The sequence below is a fragment of the Sphingomonas sp. 8AM genome, from assembly GCF_902506455.1.
Classification (GTDB): Bacteria; Pseudomonadota; Alphaproteobacteria; order Sphingomonadales; family Sphingomonadaceae; genus Sphingomonas.
The window spans coordinates 1,456,297-1,478,727 of record NZ_LR733844.1; the positions used below are offsets into that span (position 1 = coordinate 1,456,297).

The window sequence follows — 22,431 nt, forward strand, 5'->3', positions numbered from 1 at the left end:
CGCACCGAGCTGTTCGGCAACGGCTCAGCCAGCGATCCCGATCATCTCAAGCAAGCGCGCATTGACCCGCGCAACGTCGAAGCGTTCTTCTGCCAAACGCCGGCTCTCACGACCCATCGCCGCCGCACTGGCGGGGTCGCGGGCGAGTGCCGCCATTGCCGCCGCCAAGGCACGAGGATCGCGCACCGGTACGAGATGGCCGTTGCGGCCTTCTATCACCGTTGAGCGGCAACCAGGAACATCCGTGGTGATGATTGCCCGTCCAGTCGCCATCGCCTCCTGCGTACTACGTGGCAAACCCTCCCGGTAGGACGGCAAGACGAACGTTGTGCAGGCGCGTAACCATGGTCGGACGTCGCTCACTTCACCCGGCCATTCAATGATCCCCTCGTCGGCCCACGCCTGAACCTGCACGGCCGACAACGAACCCGGCTTCGGATCCACCCCGCCCAGCAACACAAAACGGACATCGGGGTGGCTGGCGCGCAACAACCGCGCCGCTTCAACGAACTCGTATGCGCCCTTCTCACGGATGAGCCGGCCGATCATCAAAAAAATCGGCTTCCCCTGAACCGGCGGTGCATAGGGGAAGTCGGCCAGTGGGAGCCCGATCCCGCCAAGCACGCCCGATCGCTGCGCGGGCGCGATCCCCGCCGAGACCAGCTCGGCGCGATCGTCCTCGTTCAGGAAGATGACGCCATGCGCCTGCCGCAACGCACCACGGAGCATGGCCTGCATGACCTTGCGGATGGCGAGACGCTTGAGCGATCGCTCTCCGGTGTCAGTAAAGGCATAGCCCAGCCCCTCAATCATCGCATAACGATGCGGCACGCGCGCGATCGCCGCGGCGATTGTCCCGTAAATCACTGGCTTCATAAAGTGCGCGAGCGCCAGATCGGGCGCGAACGCGCGCAATCGTCCGACCAGATCCCAAAGACTGGCCAGATCGTTGCGAAGGCTCGTACCGGTCCGCTCCAACCGATAGTCGAGGGGCTCTGCACCTGCCGAGATCACGGCGGTGCGCAGCGCGGGCGTGAAATCCGGAGCGAAAGCGCCCACCGCGAAGCCGCGCCTGTTAAGCTCCGCGATCAAGGGACCGCGAAAGTTGACGAGCGCTCCGGCGCTCGAGGAGATGATAGCGATCTTCGTCACGGCCACGATCACGGCAATCCCGTCAGCCAAAGCTTTGGCGTGTACCCGTAGATACCCAAAGCCACCTGCGCGATGCACCCCGCAGCGAGCAGGGCCAAGGTTACATAGCGGAGCTCCTTACCGACCCCGACAACCAGGGTGCCTAACAAATAACCCGGCAGAACGAGGAACGAATAGAAGGCGATACGATCGCCGAACGCAAGGAAGCTCAGCAGATAGAACGGAATGCAAAGCGACGTGTAGACGAGGCCAAGCATGAACAATGCGTCCGCGCGTTCACGGAAGGCCGGCCGCCTGGCATTCAACAGCGCGACGGCGCCGTGAAACAGCATCGGCAATAGAAGCGCCGCTGCCCAGTCGATGCGGTTGCCCGTCGTCACGCCGGAGCTTTGAAAAGCTGCGAGTCCGGCGTCGGAAATCTGGCTGCTGTCGTAACGCGCCAGACGATCCGAAAGACCGGGCACGACCGACAACGGAGAGTAATTGAAGAAATTTAACAAAAATATGGTGATGTTTCCAACCCAGATCCAGGTCAGAAGACGGTGACCATAGCGGCGCAGCGCATACAAGACACCAAAGATTCCGAAAATGAACCCCGACGAGTGAACGCTGAAAGATGCGCTTACCAAAGTAACATAGAAAGTGATGCGCACCCACTGCTTCGTCGATCCTTCACGCACAAGCGCGACCACAGCCATGAAACCAAGACCCGCGGAGACGAATTGCCGGGTGATATTCAAGGCGCCGGACCAAAAAGAGAAATACGCAAGAAGCAAAAGTGCGAACACACCAACGAGCTGAATAAAGCCAATCGCGCGCAACAACATCATCAGCGTAGCGAATACTCCGACCGCGAGGATAGCAAGGAAGACCTCAAACGGCATCATTGCGTGTGCTGCTGTCACCAACAGCAGGTATCCTGTCTCGATATTCTCTTGGACCCCTGCGAGACCGGTTCCGATGTAATAAATATAGTAATAATTAAGCCGGTCGGTCAGTGGCAGGCCCTCGATTGCCGAGTTGGGCAAGGGACTAAGCGTACAAACGAAGACAATAACTGCGGCATAGACAACGATAAGCACGTTCACCGCGCGCGAAAACGCATCGTCGCCAAAAAGAACGATCGCGACTGCCCACGCTACCGCATAGGAGGTGATAAGCACGACCACGGGGTTGTCGAGGAAGGTCGCGATCGCCGTCGCCACCAGGAGTGCGGCCACCCCCAGCCCTACCGTTAGCTTCAACGCGAAGCTGTCGTCCGAGCTCGCATCAGCCATCAAACACCCCTTCCCTGGCTCCGGCGTCGATCGCTGCCGCTGCAGAGGACGACGTTGCCCAGGCCCGGTGCAGAAGATGGACGTAGGCAGCGATATTGAGGGCGCCACCGACCGCGAGCGCGTAGCCGAGCCCGATCAAGCCAAAACGATCAACCATCACACACCCGCCAATGATCGTTGTCAGTAGTACGGCGAAGGCCCACCGCACCATATGATCGTATCGCCCGGTCGCGCTCACGGCATAACCTAAAACGCTGGCGATGTAACCGACCACGCCGCCCGTGACGATCGCCGGCGCAGCCTGTGCAGCCGCCTCGAAGGAGGAACCGTACAGCGCCAAGATGACGGCGTGACCAAACAGATTGGCGGCGAGTGCCATGATGGCGGCAAGCAGAACCGCACCACCTGCAATCATCGTGACCAGCCGAACGAACGTCCGGTCACTGGCGCGGTGGTAGGCTGCCGCAATCGGCGCCGAGGCGGCCTGCCCAAGGGCAGCCACGCCCAGCGTGCCCATCGCCAGGAAATATTCGACCGCACTGGCCTGACCGGCAAGCTGTTCCCCGCCAAAATGCTGAAGGATCAAGCGTGGCGCGTAAGCGGTCGCCGCGATCAGAAACTGCGATACCGCCAGCGGTGCGGCGTGGCGCAACAACGCCCCGGAAAGGCGAAGCGTAGGCTTTCGACGCGATTCCGGTATGATGCGGCCTTCGATCTCGCGCACGCCCAACTGGCATAGCAAACTCGCCACTGCAAAGCCGCAGGCGGCCGTCAGCAGATCATGTGTGACTATCGCGGCGCCCGCGGCAATGCTCAGCGTCACGATCCCACGCGCCGCCGTATAGAAGGATACCCGATGCAATCCACCTTCGGCCTGGCTTTGCGCGTAGTAGATGTCGCTGACACTTTCGAACACGCGGCCCAGCGCGAAACCCGCAATGATCAACAATCCCTTCCCGCGATAACCAATCGCGAGGGCGACTGCGACAATCGTCAGGAACGCCACGACGCTGAGCAACCAACGCGCGCGCAGATAATCGACGAAACTGAAACGCCCTTTCACGTCGGCGATCAGCACCTGCCGCATGCTCATCTGCGACAATACGATGATCGGTGCGCTGACGGCGGTCGCAACGGCGAACAATCCCACTGCCGCGGGCCCCTGCGAGCGCGCGAACACGACGACGAGCGCCCATTGTGTAAGTGCGTACAGTCCAGTGCCGATCAGGTAGACCAGCGCATTCGTCTTGAGAGACCGTGCCAATTTCAACGTCGGTGCTTCTCAATGAACCGACGAACCATCGTTTTCAAATGACGAGATGCCAGCACGGCCGCCGCTGCCCGTGCGATGCCGACATAAGCCTGCGGCGAAGCGGGGTCAAAATGGCGCGCGAGCACCCGCACCGTCTGCGCGGCCGGGCCACGCGACCCCGACAGGATCGATCCTGATCGTACAAGATAATCGACCAGCTCCTCGGGCACGATCGCGACCGATCCCTGTCGAAAGATGCGCTGAAGCAGCTCGAAGTCCTCTGCGCCCTTAAAGCGCTCATCGTAGCAGCCGATAGTACGAAATAGTGATGTGCGCATGAACCACGTAGAATGCACCACCGGGTTGCGACTGGCGAGCAGCCGCCGCAACCCCGCTGGGTCGACCTGGATCGCCCCGGACCAGATCGTCTCGCCCACTTCGTCGACAGCATGGACGCCTGAAACTACCAGATCAGCTTGCTCGGCTTCCATCGCCTCCCACTGACGCCGCAAGCGGGCGGGGCGCGAAAGATCGTCGGCATCCTGACGAACGAAAAATGCGTAACCCTGCTCGAGTGCGAAGCTCGCAGCGAAGTTCAATGCGGTGATGAGCCCGGCATTTTGCTCGAAACGGCAGATGACTAGGTTGTCAGCTGGGGAGCCAGGGTTGACCACCACGTCGCTGCCGTCGTCGATGATGAGGATGTCGTGGGCGATATCGCTTCGGCCAAGCGCCTCGAGACACGGTGCGATCCATGCCTCGGCGTTGTAGTACGGAATGACGACCAGGATCGCCGGTCGTGAGGCCCCGCGCCGACGGTCGTCGACCCGACAAGCGACCATCTGGCCCTGATGCCAAACGTAACGGGAGGGCCGGGCTGTCTGAAGCATAAGAATTTTTTGTCGTAGGTCCGCCGCTACTGCACCAAGCGGTGCGCTTAGATCGCTTCGCTGCTCTTGTCACGCGAGCTGGCGTTCCCGTCCATCAACGCCACATAGGTCTTCATAAAGGCCTCAATCCGCGGCTCTCCTTTCACGATCGCGCCTGGCTTGGTAGACAAGCGCACTCCCCGTTGAATGCTTTCGAGAATGAAGCGGTCTTCCTCCACGATACGGAGGCCAGACGCCTCACTCTGTGCGTCGAGAACATCCTGCCGCGCGCGATGCGCTTCCTTGAGTTCGACACGGGGACCGAGATATCGGGCGCGTAATGATGTCGTTTCGGGCCCAATCGGTAGCGCGTGACCGATGTAAAAGGATGCGCCCTCGGTTGACGCGATGAATAGATTGGGAAAAATATAGATGTGGTAGAAGCTGTTGTGCTTGTACGCACGGGCATCGAGATGCGCCATTGCTCGCGCACGAAGCTTTTCACGCGCGATCTCGACCCGCGGCACATGCCAGCTCGAATGTGGTCCATCGATCTCAGTTTGCTCGACCGGGGTGCGGCAGAACCCGAACGCGACGAAAGTGTCCCGGTGCAAGATCGGACAATGGACGTTGTCGATCACGTTTTCAACAAGAACTTTCCAATTAGCCTTATGCGGCACACTGCGAAAAAGCGTTACTGGGCCAAGATGTTGACTGATCTCCTCTAGCACCGCGTAATAGCCGCCAAGGAACTCCGGCAGCGTCAAGTCACTGGCGCTGCGTTTGATAAACACGAACTGCCCACATGTATCGATGCGGTATTCGGGCAGGCAGAGATCGAGTGCACCGCCGCTGCCGGACACCACGCGCGCCTCGACCCCGATCGGACAGCCGCGACTGTTGAACGTCCAGCCATGATACTGGCACGTCAACGACCGGTTGCCACGCTCATCATGTTGAATGGCATTGAACCGGTGTGTGCAAACATTCTGGAATGCCCGCAATTCTCCCTTGAAATTCTGCACCACTACCGCGCAGCCGCGGTAATCGATGCAGACGAAGTCCTTATCGTTCGCGACCTCGCTCAACAGGCAGACGAATTCATAGCCGGATTGGAAAAGGCAATTTATCTCCTGTTCGAGCACATCATCGCGATAGTAATGGCCGCGTGGGATCATGACGGATCCTTCCGAATGGTGCGCAGGATCTTGGCCGGTTGCGTGTAGGCGGTAGCGCCCGCCGGGACCGAGCGATACACGGTGCATCCCGCCCCAATCGTCGCACCATCCCCGACTTTGATCCGCGGCAGGAACGTTACGCCAGAACCGATCATGACGTCTTTGCCGATCTGCACGCCGCCGGTGATGTCGACCGCGGAACTGATGGTTGTGAATTCACCGACTTGCGCATCATGTCCCGCACCGCAAACCGCGTTGAACGTCACGAAACGATTGATCTTGGTGTCCGGTCCCGCCGCAGACCCTGGGCAGAAGATCACTCCCTCGCCAAGCGCGGCCGTGCGCAACACGCGCGCGCTCGGATGGATCAACCGGGGGAAGATCGCACCGCGCGTTGCAAGCAGGCCGTGCAGCGCCCGTTTGGCTCGAGGATGCCCGACCGCCAAAACATACCGGTCACCCGAACCAGGCTCGTGCGCTTCGACACCGCCGAGCCACGGCATGTCGGGATAATCGAAGCCCATCAGCGTGTCTCCGGCATCGTCCAGATACCCGCCAACCGGTGGCAGCCGCCCCGCGGCGTGGCATTCGGAAGCCCAGAAATAGAGTTCGCGACAGAAGCCGCCTCCTCCAACGAGGATCAGGCGCTCTTTGCTCATTGCGCCAGATATCCTCCGTCGACGTTGAGCGACGTACCGGTGAGCCAGCGTGCTGCATCCGACATCAGAAAAACGACGGCCTCACCAATATCGCGCGGCTCACCGAACCCAAAAAGATGTCGGCGAGCGCCGGCTTCGATCAACGCAGGCGGCAGACCCGCAGCGGTCGTCAGGTGCATTTCGGTCTCGACCGTCCCCGAGGTAATCACGTTCACACGAATTTTTTTTGGAGCGAGTTCGACCGCAAGCACGGGCACCATCCCGTGAATCGCCGCCTTGGCACCAGCATAGGCGAGAGTTCCTGGATGCCCCCGTTCGCCGGCCACCGACGACATGAAGACGACTGAACCACCCGCAGCCAGCACACTCTGATGCGCCGCAGCCCGCGCGATGCCATAAGCCGCCATGACGCTGGCGGCGAACACCGCATCGATATGTTTCTGCCGCGTCGCCTTGGCAGGCATCGCCAGATAGGAACCAGCGGCGTGGAAAATGCCGTGCAACACGCCATGCCGGACTGTCGTATCCTTGATCAGGTCAAAAGTACGATCGGCGTGATCGAGCGAATGCGCGACGGTTACATGGCCGGTGCCACCGAGCTGCGCCCGGGTTGCCTCGAGCCGCCCCGGGTCTCTCGCAAGCAGGATGATCTGCGCACCGCAGGCGGCAAGCGCCATCGCCGCCGCTCGCCCCAGTCCAGACGACGCTCCAGTCACCAGGATCCGGCGACCCGCCAATGCATGCGGATCAAACGTAGCCGACGTTGCGTCGATCGGTCGTGAGGATGGGTCGACCAGCATTATTTCGCTGCCGCACCGCCATCGACCGCCAGCGAGGCACCCGTGATCCAGCGTCCACCATCGCTAAGCAGGAACACCGCCATATTGGCGATGTCCTCTGGCACCCCGAACTTCAGCAAGTGAAAATCTTCGTAATCGCGACGGGCTTCCTCGTTGATGGAGCTCACGAACGTATCGTGCATCGCAGTTTCAACAGCCCCTGCGGCAATCGAATTCACCCGGATGCGTCGCGGTGCCATCTCGACCGCGATCGATCGAACCATCCCGTCGAGGCCCGCCTTGGCCGCACAATAAGCCGAGAGTGCGGGACGTCCGCAAACCGCTGCCACCGACGACATGAAGATCAAGGCACCGCCATCGCGAACGACGTCACGCTTCGCTGCCGCGCGCGCAATCCCGAACGCGGCCCACAGGTTTGCGCCGAACACGTCGTCGAGTTGCTTGTCCTTTACCAACTTGACCGGCAGCACCTTGGTAGTGCCCGCGCTATGGAACACACCGTCGAGCGTACCGACACGCGCCACCGCCGCCATGGTCAGATCATGCGCCTGATCGGCGTTCGACAATTCTGCGGCGATTGTCTCATGCCCGTCTCCCGAGAGCGTCAAACGGGTTTCTTCGAGACGTGCAGCATCACGGCCATTGAGGATGATGCGGGCACCGCACCGGGCAAGCAGGTTTGCCGTCGCACGACCTAGGCCGGAGGACGCGCCGGTTACCAAAACCGTACGGTCATGCATGCAATCGGCAGCGAAGATCATAGGATGATTGTGTCCGCAATCCCCAGGTCACCGACCGTGAGCGACGCTGACGCCCACGAATAGCCGACACCAAAGCCAAACAATCCCAGCAGCCGCTCGCCCGATGTGAGTGCGGACGACAGGTCCGAAGACATGACCAGCGGAATCGTCGCACTGCTCGTGTTGCCGTATCGGTCTATGTTGATTGGAACGCGAGCTGGATCGAGCTTTGCCTTCTTTGCCAAATGCCGGATCATGAATGCATTGGCCTGATGGAGAACGAAGGCGTCATAATCGCCGACCTCGTGCGTGGCGGCTTCCATCGTATCGCGGATCAACGCCGGCACCGCCTTTAGGGTAAAATTGAAGATCTCACCCCCGTCCATGTACAACGTGTCGGCTGGAAAATTGCCGAACTTCGCATGTCCGGCACATGTGCGAAAAGCGCCTTTGGGAACGATCAGATTCTCGGCCCCGCCCCCGTCAGTACCGAGGATGAAGGTCGCCTCGGGCGCTTCGGGAGCCGCCTCGATCGCAGTCGCGGTGCCCGCGTCGCCGAAAAGCATTACCGTGGAACGATCGTCGGGATCGTTCATGATCGTGCTGGTGTCACCAACAAGAAGGAGCACGCGCCTGGCGGCCCCGGTCTGCGCCATCATCATCGCCAACCACAGCCCGTAGGGATAGCCTGAGCAACCCAGCGGCACATCGAACGCAACGATCCCGGTCCGCAAGCCGAGACGATCCTGTAGCGTACAGGCCGTCGCCGGCAGACGAAAATCGGGGGTCTGTGAGACGAATACGACCGCGTCGATGGTATCGCGCCCCCACGCCAACCCGTCGAGAAGCCTGTTGGCAGCGCGTGCGCACAGATCCGAGGTGGTGACCCCCGGTTCCACCCAGTGCCGCGTCTGTACCCCGGTCATCTTGACAACATCGTTCACCTTGTCGCCGAAGCGATCGGTGAAATAGGCATTGTCGACGATCCGGGGCGGCACGCAAGACACGACACCCGCGATGCGGGAACCACGCGTGCGTGCAACCGTGCCGCTCTTCATTTTTCTGTTACCCGTGCTGAAATTCAGGCGTCAGCGCCCACCAACTTCTCTATGTCGCCGACGGTGCGGCAATCCGCCAGCGCATCGGCGCTGACCGTGCGGTCGAAGACCTCGTCGATCAGGGCGATCGTCGAGACTACAGCAAGCGAGTCCCACGCCCCTTCGTCGAGCGCCAGATCGCTGTTCACCGTCGCCGGCTCGATTTCAAGGATTTCGGCCAGACCTTCGTAAAACTCGCTCATTCCCGTAACTCCTGCCATCAAAGCGTGATCGCGCCGGCGGCCCAGGAAAGGCCGACCCCAAAGCCGATCACCATGATCGTCGTTCCGGCCTTTAATTGCCCGTCCGCCATCAGGCCAGCCAAAACGAAAGGTATGGTGGAGGATACGGTATTGCCGATGTCTTCAAAGCGCCGGGGGAAGCGATCATCTGCAATGCCGAGCTTCTTCTGAAGCGCATCGAGCATGAACTTGTTCGCCTGATGCAGCACAAAGAATTCGTAGTCGTCGATCACGGCCCCGCTCTTCTCGAGCAGCTGATGCATCGCGCGCGGCACCTCCCGCAGCGTAAATGCCATGACCGCGGCGCCGTCCATGTACAAGTGGTTCGCACTGCGCACATTGCCAGCGCGATCGGTGTGCTCCACAGCCGTCGCTTCGGAATGCGGAGTGCGGAACCCGCCCGCCGGCACCATCAGACTGTCGGCGCCGCGGCCATCGGTACCGAAAACGAACGGGCCGATCGTTCCTCCGTGTTCTGACGCCACGACGAGCGTTGCGGCGGCGCCATCCCCGAAGAGTGTTCGAACGCTTTTGTCCAAGTCGTGGATATATTTGGAATAGGTATCGGCAGTCAGCAACAACACTCGCCGCGCCGCGCCCGAAGCGATCAGCCCTGTCGCGAGCGAGAGGCCGTACACGAACCCCGAACAGCCCAGATTAAGGTCGACCGCGCCTGAACGGGTGGACAGACCCAGCCGATGCTGCAGGACGCACGCCGTGGTCGGGAGGATATAGTCGGGTGCCTGGCTGCAGAAGATCAGGAAATCGATCGATTCCGGATCGCAACCTTCCTTGGCGAACAGCTTTGTGGCAGCGGCGAAAGCCAGATCTGCGGCCGTTTCACCGGGTGCCGCAACGCGCCGCTCGCGAATGCCGATCTTCTCCATGATCTTGGCGGCTGGCCACTCGGGAAAGATTTCGGCGAGCGCCTCGTTGCCCAGCACGCCATCCGGCAAGTGGGTCGCGATTCCGGCGATGGTTGCGCCTGTCGCAAGTGGGCTCCTGGCGATCCGGTTCATACTTGACGCGGTATGGCGACGCCCGCACCGAAATCAAGGCGGCGCGACAGTCCATCAAGGAAGTCGAGCTGCGCCTCCATCTGCTCTCCGCCGCGGCGGTGCACCTCGTATAGGTGTCCCCCGTCGGGGAGGATCGCCGCATCGACCGCGGGCGCGTCCTCGAAAGCTGCCGCCATTCTGGCGATCGCTTTCGCGCCCGTTTCCCAGATGTGTTCGGCGTCTGCGAGGCGGAGATGGACCGGAACGCCAACCTTCCGGGCGATCGGTGCGAAGCGGTAAGGCCAATGCTCCAGTGCCTCGATCACTTCGCCGGGTCGCCACGGCTCAGCGGCAGCGCGTAACGCCTTGGGTGCCCGCCAGGAATAGCTTTCCCGCGGACCGAACAGCATTTCCTCGGCCAAGGCCACCCCCGACAGTGGATTTGCCGTGCCTCCCACCCAGGATCGCGCCTGCTCTGTCGGTCGGTCACCAATGCCGGACAAGGCAACGCCGCGCAAACCGGCCACGCGTTGTTCACCCGCGATCATGATGGCGATGGCGCCGCCGATGGAATGACCGATTAGAAACCAATCGTGGCGCGACCGCTCTGCCAGACAATCGACGACGGTCTTTAGGATTGCGGCGGCCCCGGCAGAAAAGGAGCTCGCCGCCGCATCATCGCTGCCGCCGTGACCGGGACGGTTAACGAGTAAAAGGGGAAAGCCGCGGGCTACGGCCCGTTCGCGAAAGGAGAAGCCGGGAAGATCGAAATAACGCGCGTTGCAGCCGCCACCATGGATGCACACGACCAGCGGCTTCGTTGCACCGGGCGGGTTCACCAGTTCAGCCTTGACCAGCGGCGCCGCGACGTTCGTCATCGTGGTGCCGTGGCATAGGCCTACGCGTGCCGCAATGCAGTTTGACCGGCCTGGTCAACTTTGCCTTATGCGACGTCTTCTCCTAAGGGCGTCGGACGTCGCGCTCGACGAGCCGCCCGGAGTTCCTATATGTCGCTCGATCGGATGATCGTCCCCATCATCGCTCTGCCGCGCGGCCTCAAGCGTGCCGCTGCCATGGTGGTGGATAGTTGTCTGGCCGTGCTGACCGTATGGCTCGCCTTCTATCTGCGGCTGGGATATTGGGTTGCCCTGTCCGATCGCGGATGGCAGGCCGCTGTGCTCGCGCTGATCGCCATCCCGATTTTTTATCTCTTTGGCGTGTACCGCACCGTATTCAGACACGGCAGCCACTCGGTCGTGCCCGTCATAGCACCCGCGACGCTCGTCTACGGGTTCATCTATTCGTCAATCCTCACCGCGGTTGTCATCGACGGGGTCCCCAGGACAATCGGCTTTATCCAGCCGGCGCTCTTCCTCATCCTCGTCGCTGTATCCCGTAGCGTCGTCCACTTCATGCTCGGTGGTGGATACCTGCGCCTGACAACCGCGGGGCGCGAGCGCGCCAAGGTGCTAGTTTATGGAGCAGGTTCCGCCGGCCGGCAGATTGCGAGTGCGCTGGCCGAGAGCACCTTCTTCCGCGCGGTCGGTTTCATCGACGATGATCCGAACCTGCACGGCAGCATTATCGGCGGCCTGCGAGTCTGGCCGCGTGCGCAAATGGGGGCGGTCGCCGTGCGTGAGGGCGTCGACGAGGTGTTTCTCGCCATCCCATCCGCCGACCGTCGACGCCGCAACGAGATCATCGACGCAATTCGTCATGAAGGATTGGCGACGCGCACCCTGCCGGGCATTCTCGACATCGCGCATGGGTCGGTCACGATCAGCGATCTTAAACCATTGGAGATCGACGATCTCCTTGGACGTGATGCAGTTGCACCGATGAGTGATCTGCTTGAACGCGATATTCGCAACAAGCGCGTCCTCGTCACCGGCGCAGGAGGATCGATCGGAAGCGAACTTTGCCGCCAGATCGTCCGCGCCTGCCCATCGACCCTGTTGCTGTTCGACGTCAACGAATATGCGCTATACGCCATTCACCAGGAAATGGCGGGGATAGATTGCGCGCGGCCGCCCCGGCTGATTCCACTGCTTGGCTCTGTTACCGACGCGGTTCGGCTCGACGACATCTTCGCCACCTGGAAACCGCAGACTGTCTATCACGCTGCTGCCTACAAGCATGTCCCGCTCGTCGAGCATAATCCGCTGGAAGGCGTCCGGAACAACGTACTGGGAACCTGGCATACGGCGTCGACTGCGCTTCGGCACCACACCGAAAGCTTCGTCCTCATCAGTACCGACAAGGCGGTGCGCCCGACGAATATCATGGGCGCAAGCAAGCGGATGGCAGAGATGCTGCTGCAAGCGTTGGCGAACGATCAGCCGTCAACCCGCTTCTCGATGGTGCGGTTTGGCAACGTCCTCGGTTCCAGCGGCTCCGTGGTTCCGCTTTTCCGAAAGCAATTAGCAATGGGCGGCCCGCTGACGGTCACCCACCCGGACATTATTCGTTACTTCATGACCATCCCGGAGGCGGCGCAACTCGTCCTGCAGGCCGGTGCAATGGGCACTGGCGGCGAAGTCTTCGTGCTCGACATGGGTGAACCGGTCCGCATCTACGACCTCGCCATCCGCATGATCCAGCTGGCCGGTCTCCAGCCACGTGTCGCCGCAAGCGATGGGGGTGACGTCGAGATCGTCTTTACCGGACTGCGTCCGGGTGAGAAGCTGTACGAGGAATTGCTGATCGGCGATTCCCCCAAATCAACCCGCCATCCGCGGGTGATGGTCGCCAACGAGCGGCATCTTACACTCGAGGAAATCCACCTGCTGCTCGATCAACTGGGTGAAGCATTGCGACAGCGCGACGTGACCAGTCTCCTCGACGTTCTGACGCGGGCGGTCGAAGAGTTCAAGCCAACATCCACAATCGTTGACTGGATAACGATTGCTGGCAGCGAACTGAGGGCCCAGTAACTGCGCAACCCACCTTCGCTTGAGGCGTTCTCTACAATTCGTCCAATCTGCAATCACGCTCCGCCGGGCTGAACTTAATCTGACTTCAGAGAGATTTCATGACATTCGTCATTGACTACTACTGTGTCGGTCGAATGTGCCGGTTCAGGGCACTGTCGTCAACATATTAAGTAATTTGGCTCTCTCTCACCCGTGCCTTTCATCGTTGGCGCAGCCTACCTTTCAAATAGCTTTCAAGATAAGCGCTGCCCATTGTCCTCCGTAAAGCGGCAAACCAGCGTTCGTCGCTCCGCCGCCGGCTTTTTCTTCAACATAGAACAGCCCTTACGGGACCTTAACCCTTTCTCCCCCATGAGACCGCCGCTGTGAGAGGCGGGACGCAGAAGGCTGCCCGGTCTCACGATCGTTACTGGGGGTTTTGCTCACGTGAAGAATCAGGTGAAATTGCTGACGTCGACCGTGCTCGCCATGGGCGTGCTGACCACGGTTCCCGCGCAGGCGCAGACGAATACCGCGCCCGCCACGGTTATCGACGGGGGCGGCAGCAAGGGCGCGATCGTTTCGGGCAGCGTTTCGCAGGGCGACGACAGCCACCAGACGGTCTTCACCAACTTCAACACCGAGGGCGGCGCGGGTTCGGGCGGGGGCGGCGGCTTCGGCGGCGTGTTCTTCGTCGATCAGGGCGGCCGCCTGACGCTCAACAACGTCAGCTTCTCCAGCAACACCACCAAGGGCGGCGAAGGCGGCGGTGCGCCGATCTTCTCGGTCGCGCCCAAGGTCTTCTCGCTGGCCACCAACAGCGCCGACGCGGCCGCGGTGCAGCTGTACTTCCCCAAGGTCACCGCCAGCTACGACGGCACCAGCCTGCGCGTCACCGGCTTCACACTGGATAACGAAAATTCGCTGATCGGCGTCGGCGCGGGCGTCGCGATGGGCGGCGGCGCGGTCGGCGCGACGATCAGCGCGGTGACGGTCGACAATGACGGCAAGCAGCAGGTCACGCTGGCGCAGCCGTACACGCTCGACGCCGGGAGCGTCGTGACCGCGACCTATCAGGCGGCCGCGAACGGCGATCCGGCGGGCTATTACGTCTCGGGCACGATCGACGCCGCCAAGCTGCTGCCGGGGGCGGTGGTCTATGGCAGCGGCATCGCCGCCGGCGTGACCGTCAAGAACGTCACTTACGACAGCAACCAGAAGGTCAAGAGCTTCACGCTGTCGGACGGCTCGACCAGCGCGGTCAACGTGGCGGTGTCGTCGGCGACGCAATTCGACATCACCCGCTTCGCCGCCTCGATCACCCCGCAGCTGTCGACCGTCATCGCGCCGCCGGCCGGCGGCACGCTGGCCGGGTTCGAGGTCGGGATGACCGTCACCGGCAACGGCGTACCCGCGAACACGATCGTCACCGCGATCGACCCCGACACCGGCGCGGTCACGCTGTCGAACGCGGTCGACCTGAGCACCGTGACCTCGCTGAAGGCGGCGTCGAACCCGGTCGTCTCGAACAGCGGCGGCGCGATCGTCAAGGTCAGCTCGACCAACGGGATGCGCGTCGGCCAGAAGATCAGCGGCCAGGGCATCGCCGATGGCACGACGATCACCGGCATCGACGCCGCGAACGGCACGATCACGCTGAGCGGCACGATCGGCAGCGAGGGGCTGAACGCGATCAGCAAGGGCAAGATGCTGGTCACGCTGAGCCCGGTCGCGAGCATCAACACCGGCGCGCACACCGTCACCTTGGTGTCGATCAGCGGGATGAAGGTCGGGCAGGTGCTGTCCGGCGATCCGGCGATCCCGGCCAACGCGGTGGTCACCGGCATCAACGCCGCCACCAACACCGTCACCTACCGCATCGACCCGGCGGTCGCGCAGCTCGTCAAGGGCGGCTCGATGAACGCGTTGGTGTCGACCGGCACGGTCGGCACCAACGGCGCGGGTGGCCGCACCGGCAGCAACTTTAACGCGATCCTCAACGACGGCGAGGGCTCGGTCGGCACCAACGGCTATAACGCCGGGGCGGGCACCGCCGCGGCGGGCGGCAACGGCGGCAACGGCGGCGCGGGCAGCAACGGCAAGCCGGTCAACACCGGCATGGTGATCGACACCATCAACAACGGCATCGAGGTCGGGCTGAAGGCCGCGGAGGTCGCGGGCGCGCTCGCCACCTTCCCGCCGGGCGCGGCGCTGTCGGCGGCGCTGGCGATCGAGACCGCGCGCGCGGGCGTGCTGCTCGCCAAGTCGATCGCCGATCTGGTGACGTGGAACATCGACATGGCCAACGGCAAGGTCGCGTTCGGCGGCTCCGGTGGCGCGGGCGGTAACGGCGGCGCGGGCGCGACCTTCTTCGGCGGCGGTGCCGGCGGCGGGGGCGGCTCGGGCGGCGCGGGCGCGCTGTCGATCACCGACGGCGGCGCGGGCGGCTCCGGTGGCGCGGGCGGCGCCGGCGGCTTCGGCGCGGGCGGTGGCTCGGGCGGTGCCGGCGGTGCCGGCGGCCAGGGTGGCCAGAGCCTCGACGGCTCGGCGGGCGCCGGCGGCGCGGCCGGGTTCGGCGGCGGTACCGGCTCTTCGAACGGCCAGGGCGGTGGCGGTGGCTCCGGCTATGGCGGCGCGATCTTCGTCCGCGACGGCGGCACCTTGCAGGTCAACGGCGACGCGCTGTTCGACGGCAATGCGGCGCTGGGCGGATCGAGCAACAACGGCGGCGCGGCCGGCGGCGCGGCGGGCAGCGACCTGTTCGTGATGCGTGGCGGCACCGTCATCCTGTCGCCGGGCGCGGGCAAGACGATCACCTTCAACGGCACGATCGCCGACGACAGCGCGGCGAGCCTCGGCACGACCGGGATCGCCTCGGGTTACGGCGCGGACATCACGATCGCGGGCGGCGGGCTGGTCCGCTTCAACAACGTCAACACCTATACCGGCAACACCCGCCTGCAGGGCGGCACGCTGCGCGCCGACGACGGCGTCGGCATCCACGCCAACAGCCACATCCTGTTCGAGGGTGCGGGCACGATCGGCGGCGCGTCCGCGCTGGCGACCGCCAACGCCGGCACGCTGCTGACCTCAGGCACGATGACGCGCCGCGTCGGCGTGATGCCGAACCAGCTGTCGTGGACCGACGTCACCGGCACCGCGGGCGGCAGCGGCGGCTTCGCGGCGCTGGCCAACGGGCTGACGCTCAACTTTGGGTCGCTCAACGGCGGCCGCGGGCAGGACCTGACGTGGAATTCGGGCGGATTCGTCCGCACCGCCGACACATTGGTGTTCGGATCGGACGCCGTCGAGGCGACCGGCGCGGTGCAGCTGCAGAACAACATCAATCTCAACGGGCTGAACGGCAAGATCGCGGTCTATGACAATCTGGGCGGCACCGGCGATTTCGCGCTGCTGACCGGCAATGTCACCAACGGCTTCCTGACCGCCAACAGCGCCAATTACAGCGGCAGCCTGTACCTCACCGGGCAGAACACGCTGCGCGGGATCACCGTCAAGAACGGCCTCGTCTCGACGAAGCTCGACGATCTGTCGGGGCGCCTGATGGACGCGGGCGTCGGCGGGTACGTCACCGTCACCGGCGGCACGCTGCGGCTGGCCAATACCGAAAAGCTGACCACCGTCACCGTCGCCGACCAGGCGATGCTGCTGGCGGACGGCGCGACCAGCACCGGCACGATCAGCAACGCCGGCATCATCCGCTTCGGCGCGACCGCCAGCACCGGCAGCATCGCCAACACCGGGCGGCTGGTGTTCAACGGCACCGCGACCGCGGGCAACATCCTGAACGATCAGGCCGGACTGCTGCTCCAGAATGCCGACCTGACCACCGGCGCGATCACCAACAACGCCAGCTGGGCGATGAACGGCGCGCTCACCGCCAACGGCGCGGTGGCCAATAACGGGCTGCTGTCGGTGACCGGCACGCGCACGCTGACCACCACCGCGTTCGGCGGCAATGCCAGCGGCGGCGTGCTGCTGGGCGGCGCGGACGGCAGCGCAGGATCGCTGACGATCGATCAGTCGGGCTTCAGCACCTATGCCGGCGTCTTCACCGGCGCGGGCGCGCTGACCAAGGCCGGGCTGGGTCGCCTGACGCTGACCGGGGCGAACAGCTTCACCGGCGGGTTCGCGATCAACAACGGCGTGGTCGACACCTATGGCGGCGGCACGCTCGCCGACACGCTCGACGTGGGGGTGGCGAACGGCGCTTATTATCTGGTCGGCACCGCCGACACGATCCACAACCTCACCAACGCCGGCGCGACGATCGCCTCCGAGAATTTCGGGGTGACCGACCTGACCAACAGCGGGTTCGTGCGTGTCGCCAGCGGCTTTATCGCCGATGGTGCGGTGAGCAACAGCGGTCAGCTGTGGATGGATGCGACCGCGATCGCGCATCTGCGCGGCACGCTGGCGAACACCGGCAGCGGCGATTTCCGCACCAGCGGGCAGCTGCTGGTCGACGGCGCGGTGAGCAACGAGGCGGGTGCGGGCATGATCCTGTACAGCGGCGGCGCGACGCAGTTCGCCAGCCTCGCCAACGCCGGCTATGTCGCCGCGCGGCACCAGCTGGTCGTCGGCGGTGCGGTCACCAATGCGGTGAACGCGACGCTCGACCTCGGCGTGGGTTCGACCCCGTGGCTGGGTAGCCTGACCAACGCCGGTATTGTCCTCAGCAACGACGTGCTGACGATCGCGAACGGCTATACGCAGGACGCCGGCTCGCTGACCGCCAACGCCAATGTCTCGACGGGTTCGCTGTCGGGCGCCGGCGGTGACATCATGCTGAACGGCGCGACGCAGATGCTGGTCAACCAGAGCGTCGACGGCAGCTATGCCGGCACGCTGTCGGGCACCGGCACGCTGACCAAGACGGGGGCCGCCACGCTGACGCTGGCGGGTGACGTCGGCAGCATCGCGCCGACGTCGCTGACCGTCGCCGACGGTCGCGTCACCGCCGCGAATGCGGACATCTTCAGCCATGCGCTGACGGTGGCCGTGTCCGCGCCGGGCACGCTGTCAGTACAGGCCGACCAGACGATCGCCACGCTGACCAACCTCGGTGTGACGCGTCTGAACGCGGACCTGACCACCACCGGCGGCACCGTCAACGACGGCGGCATCGCGGTGACCGGCGAGCGGACGCTCCACACCACGACCTTCGCGGGCAGCGCCACCGGCGTCGTCGCGCTGGCCGAGGCGGGCAGACTGACGATCGACCAGTCGGGCACGAGCAGCTATGCCGGTGTCGTCACCGGCGCGGGCGCGCTGACCAAGACCGGCGCGGGCACGCTGACGCTGACCGGCGCCAGCGACTTCACCGGCAGGTTCGCGATCAACGCGGGCACGATCGACACGACGGGCGGCGGTACGCTCTCCGACGCGCTCGACATCGCGGTGGCGAACGGCGCCGGCTATGTGGTCGGCACCAACGACATCGTCGGCACCGTCACCAATGCCGGACAGCTGACCACCAACGCCGATTACGGCGCGGCGGCGCTGACCAACAGCGGCACGGCGCAGGTCAATGCGATCCTCGTCACCAGCGGCGACGTGAGCAACAGCGGGCAGCTCAACCTCGCCAGCACGTCGGGCACCCGCGTGATGGGCAGACTGGTCAACACCGGTAATGTCACGGCGGCGGGGGCGCTGGTGGTCGACACCGATGTCGCCAACGCACAGGGCGGCGTGCTGTTGATGACGAACGGCGGCACCACCCAGCTCGGCAGCCTGACCAACGCCGGCACCGTCAACGCGGCGCACGCGCTGCTCGTGACCGGCGCGGTCGATAACGCCGCCAGCGGCGCGATCACCTTCGACGCTACCTCGGCGCCGATGCTGGGCAGCCTGACCAATGCGGGCACGATCGTCGGCAACGACGTGGTGACCGTGGCGGACGGCTATACCCAGAACGCCGGCACGCTGACCGCCAATGCCGATCTCTCGACCGGTTCGCTGGCGGGTGCGGGTGGCGACATCGTGCTGAACGGCGCGACGCAGATGCTGGTCAATCAGAGCGTTGACGGCAGCTATGCCGGCACGCTGACCGGCACCGGCACGCTGACCAAGGCCGGCGCGGCGACGCTGACGCTGGCCGGGGTGGCGAACAGCATTGCGCCGACCGCGCTGACCGTCGCGCAGGGCCAGGTGACCGCCGCCAATGGGGGCATCTTCGCCGACGCGCTGGCCGTGGCGGTATCCGCACCGGGCACGCTGTCGGTGCGAGCCGATCAGGCGATCGCCACGCTCGCCAACGACGGTCTGGTGGCGCTCAACGCCGACCTGACCACCAGCGGCGGGACCGTCAACAACGGCCAGATCGCGGTGACCGGCGCGCGCACGCTCCACGCATCGACCTTCGCGGGCAACGCCACCGGCGTGGTCACGCTGGCCGATGCGGGCAGACTGACGATCGACCAGTCGGGTGACAGCCGCTACGCCGGCATCGTCGCCGGTTCGGGCCAGCTGACCAAGGCGGGCACCGGTTCGCTGGTGCTGACGGGCGCGAACACCTTCACGGGCACGTTCGCGATCGACGCCGGCACGATCGACACGACGGGTGGCGGCACCTTCGCCGACACGCTCGACGTCACGGTCGCGCAAGGCGCGCGCTACACGGTCGGCACCACCGACGTGGTGCGCAGCGTCACCAACGCCGGCACGCTGACCACCAACGCCGATTACGGTGTCACCACGCTCGCCAACAACGGGACCGCGCAGTTCGACGCGCGCCTCGTCGCGGGCAGCGTGCGCAACACCGGCACCCTGACCGCCAACAAGGCGTTCGCGGTGAACGGCGCGGTGAGCAACGCTGCGGGTGCGTCGCTTACGCTGGCATCGGGCTCGACCCCGACGCTGGGCAGCCTGACCAACAACGGCACGATCGTCGCCAACGACGCGCTGACGATCGCCGGCGCCTATCAGCAGGACGCCGGTTCGCTGACCGCCAATGCGGCGATGGCGACCGGGTCGCTGTCGGGCGCGGGCGGCACGATCACGATCAACGCCAACCGCCTGACCATCAACCAGACGGTCGACGGCACCTACAAGGGCGTGATCGCGGGCACCGGCACGGTGACCAAGCTGGGCGCGGCGACGCTGACGCTGGCCGGTGCGGTCGACAGCTTCGCACCGACCGCGCTGGCGATCGAGCAGGGCCAGTTGACCGTCGCCAATGCCGGCCTGCTCGACAAGGCGTTGCTGGTGTCGATCGCGGCACCCGCCGCGCTGACGCTGCAGGCCGACCAGACGATCCGCGACCTGAGCGGCGCGGGCGCGCTCAACATCGGGGCCAACACCCTGACGTTGTCGACCGGCGGCAATTTCACCGGCAAGGTGAACGGCACCGGACGGATCGCGCTGACCTCGGGCGCGCTCGACCTCAACACCGCGGGCACCGTTTCCAGCGGCACCTTCGCGGTGCAGCCGGGGAGCACGCTCAACGTCAGCACCACCACCACGCTGGCGACCACGACGCTAAGCGCGGTCAAGAGCACGATCAACCTGGCGGGCAGCGTGGCGGCGACCACCACCACGGTCACCGACAACAGTACGCTGCACCTCGGCAACGGGCTTGCGCTGGGTACGGCGGGCGCGACCGCGGGTCAGCTGACCAGCACCACCACCACGGTCGACGGCAACAGCAAGATCAGCGGCAACGGTTCGGTCAGCGGCACCACGCTGGTCGGCGGGAACAGCATGGGCGTGATCGCGCCGGGCAACTCGCCGGGCATCCTGACGTTCGCCGATCTGTCGTTCGGCAACAATGCGGTGGCCGCGATGCAGATCGACGGCAATGCCGGCGCGGGCGTGGCGAACGGCTATGACCGGATCGTCGTGACGGGCAAGCTTACGCTGTCGGGCACATCGGTACTGGCACTGGACAAGAGCGTCCCCGCGAACAGCTACGAGCTGCCGCTGGGCACCGCGCTCCAGATCTTCCAGTTCAAGCCGGGCAGCCTCAGCGGGTCGTTCGGGTCGGTGACCAAGGCGAACTTCGGCCAGAACCTTGCCTTCAACCTGTCGAACGGCACGGTGATCGGCATGGGTTCGTACACGCCGCAGACATTGTCGGACGCGACCGCGCTCACCGCCAGCCAGAAGAACGCCCTGGCCGCGATGCTGGTCAAGACCACCGGAGGCGTGCCGCAATATTACGGCGGCAACCTGCTCCAGTCGCTGGCTGCCGGTGTGACGGCCGGGCGCGACGCGACGCAGGCGAGCTTCGCACGCTGGTCGCCAGATGCCTATGCGGGCATCGGTGACGGGATGCGCGCGTCGATGATCGACGGTCTGGTCGAGGTGAGCGATTACGACGCGCTCACCCCGGGCAAGAGCGCCTTCACCGGCGGGATCCACGGCGGGCAACTGCGCGGGCTCGATAAGGAAGGCTATGCGCACAACCGCTTCCGCGACGTCGCCTATCAGATCGGGGTCAGCCACGATCTGTCGGTGCTGCGCGCCAACCTCAGCTACGCGCATTCCGAGGGAGGCTTCCGCAGCACGAACATGGACGCCAAACTGAACGGCAACCAGATCGCGCTGGGCGTGTCCGCGCCGCTGACGGGCGACCAGGCGCTGCGCCTGATCGGTCGGGTCGCCTACGGCGATTACACCAGCAGCGGCACGCGCGGCGTGATCGGCGGCAGCGCGCGCTTCCGCTCGGTCGATGCCAACAGCTTCGTCTATGGCGGCGGCTTCGGCTATTACCAGCACTTCGGCCGGACGGTCCTGAGCGGCACCGCCGAGGTGCTGGGGATCAACCAGCGCGTCGACGGCTTCACCGAAACCGGTGACGCCGGGCTGGATCTCTTCCGGATCCAGCGCCAGCGCCGCGACAGCGGGATCGGTCGCCTGAATGCGCAGCTGGGCTATTCGGTGACGCCGAATGCGCTGACCTTCGTGAAGGTGGGGTATGTCCATGAGTTCAAGGACGGACTGACCCCGATCACCGCCGAGGGCGCGATCGATCCGATCACCGTGACGATGACCAATCCGGGGCTGGCGCGTGATCGCGTCAATGCCGGGGTCGGTGCGCAGTTCGATGTCGGCCAGGGGGTGCGGATCGGCCTCGACGCGAGCGCGGGCAATTACGAAAGCTATCGCATCGGCGGCAACGTCCGCTTCCGCTTCTGATGCAACACGCGCCGGCCGGGGTCGCCCCCGGCCGGCCGCAGACCCGGAGACGCCCGTCGCCTTCCCCGCAAGGGAGGCGGCGGGCGTCTTCACGTG

14 protein-coding genes are annotated in these 22,431 nt (G+C 64.4%); 2 read left to right on the forward strand and 12 right to left on the reverse strand.

The annotated features are described in order from the left end of the window. Positions 1 to 24: 24 nt before the first annotated feature. From BACI71_RS07105 to BACI71_RS07160, 12 genes are read right to left on the reverse strand one after another with little or no spacing between them, the layout of a single operon-like run. The gene (locus tag BACI71_RS07105) at positions 25 to 1,164 is read right to left on the reverse strand and encodes a glycosyltransferase family 4 protein (RefSeq protein ID WP_236552876.1); all 1,140 of its coding nucleotides are present in this window, start codon (positions 1,162 to 1,164) and stop codon (positions 25 to 27) included. Next, the gene (locus tag BACI71_RS07110) at positions 1,161 to 2,429 is read right to left on the reverse strand and encodes a hypothetical protein (RefSeq protein WP_159756861.1); all 1,269 of its coding nucleotides are present in this window, start codon (positions 2,427 to 2,429) and stop codon (positions 1,161 to 1,163) included. Before BACI71_RS07110 ends, BACI71_RS07105 begins: the two co-directional genes overlap by 4 nt. Continuing rightward, positions 2,422 to 3,699, reverse strand: coding sequence for a lipopolysaccharide biosynthesis protein (locus BACI71_RS07115; RefSeq protein ID WP_159756864.1), 1,278 nt, complete (start codon positions 3,697 to 3,699; stop codon positions 2,422 to 2,424). Before BACI71_RS07115 ends, BACI71_RS07110 begins: the two co-directional genes overlap by 8 nt. Next, positions 3,696 to 4,571, reverse strand: coding sequence for a glycosyltransferase family 2 protein (locus BACI71_RS07120; RefSeq protein ID WP_159756867.1), 876 nt, complete (start codon positions 4,569 to 4,571; stop codon positions 3,696 to 3,698). The genes BACI71_RS07115 and BACI71_RS07120 overlap by 4 nt, the downstream gene beginning before the upstream one ends. A 47-nt stretch (positions 4,572 to 4,618) precedes the next feature. Continuing rightward, positions 4,619 to 5,728, reverse strand: a complete 1,110-nt coding sequence (locus BACI71_RS07125) for an aromatic ring-hydroxylating oxygenase subunit alpha (RefSeq protein WP_159756870.1) — start codon at positions 5,726 to 5,728, stop codon at positions 4,619 to 4,621. Continuing rightward, positions 5,725 to 6,387, reverse strand: a complete 663-nt coding sequence (locus BACI71_RS07130) for a hexapeptide transferase (RefSeq protein ID WP_159756873.1) — start codon at positions 6,385 to 6,387, stop codon at positions 5,725 to 5,727. The genes BACI71_RS07125 and BACI71_RS07130 overlap by 4 nt, the downstream gene beginning before the upstream one ends. Next, positions 6,384 to 7,187, reverse strand: a complete 804-nt coding sequence (locus tag BACI71_RS07135) for an SDR family NAD(P)-dependent oxidoreductase (protein WP_159756876.1) — start codon at positions 7,185 to 7,187, stop codon at positions 6,384 to 6,386. The genes BACI71_RS07130 and BACI71_RS07135 overlap by 4 nt, the downstream gene beginning before the upstream one ends. Continuing rightward, positions 7,187 to 7,948 carry an SDR family NAD(P)-dependent oxidoreductase gene (locus tag BACI71_RS07140; RefSeq protein WP_159756879.1) on the reverse strand — a complete coding sequence of 254 codons (762 nt, stop codon included), beginning with the start codon at positions 7,946 to 7,948 and terminating at the stop codon, positions 7,187 to 7,189. Before BACI71_RS07140 ends, BACI71_RS07135 begins: the two co-directional genes overlap by 1 nt. Next, positions 7,945 to 8,985 (reverse strand): ketoacyl-ACP synthase III, encoded by a 1,041-nt coding sequence (locus BACI71_RS07145; RefSeq protein WP_159756882.1) that lies wholly within the window; start codon positions 8,983 to 8,985, stop codon positions 7,945 to 7,947. Before BACI71_RS07145 ends, BACI71_RS07140 begins: the two co-directional genes overlap by 4 nt. 23 nt (positions 8,986 to 9,008) lie before the next feature. Next, the gene (locus BACI71_RS07150) at positions 9,009 to 9,227 is read right to left on the reverse strand and encodes an acyl carrier protein (protein WP_159756885.1); all 219 of its coding nucleotides are present in this window, start codon (positions 9,225 to 9,227) and stop codon (positions 9,009 to 9,011) included. 17 nt (positions 9,228 to 9,244) lie between these two features. Then, the gene (locus tag BACI71_RS07155; RefSeq protein ID WP_159756888.1) at positions 9,245 to 10,285 is read right to left on the reverse strand and encodes a 3-oxoacyl-ACP synthase III family protein; all 1,041 of its coding nucleotides are present in this window, start codon (positions 10,283 to 10,285) and stop codon (positions 9,245 to 9,247) included. Then, a complete protein-coding gene (locus BACI71_RS07160) occupies positions 10,282 to 11,142 on the reverse strand; it encodes an alpha/beta hydrolase (RefSeq protein WP_159756891.1) in 861 nt (286 codons plus the stop codon). The genes BACI71_RS07155 and BACI71_RS07160 overlap by 4 nt, the downstream gene beginning before the upstream one ends. A 129-nt stretch (positions 11,143 to 11,271) precedes the next feature. Between BACI71_RS07160 and BACI71_RS07165 the strand changes: the two genes are divergently transcribed. Together BACI71_RS07165 and BACI71_RS07170 are read left to right on the forward strand one after the other, a co-directional pair. Continuing rightward, complete coding sequence (locus BACI71_RS07165; RefSeq protein WP_159756895.1) at positions 11,272 to 13,197, forward strand: polysaccharide biosynthesis protein; 1,926 nt, start codon at positions 11,272 to 11,274, stop codon at positions 13,195 to 13,197. Between the two features lie 438 nt (positions 13,198 to 13,635). Then, the gene (locus tag BACI71_RS07170; RefSeq protein ID WP_159756898.1) at positions 13,636 to 22,335 is read left to right on the forward strand and encodes an autotransporter-associated beta strand repeat-containing protein; all 8,700 of its coding nucleotides are present in this window, start codon (positions 13,636 to 13,638) and stop codon (positions 22,333 to 22,335) included. The last annotated feature ends 96 nt before the right edge of the window (positions 22,336 to 22,431 follow it).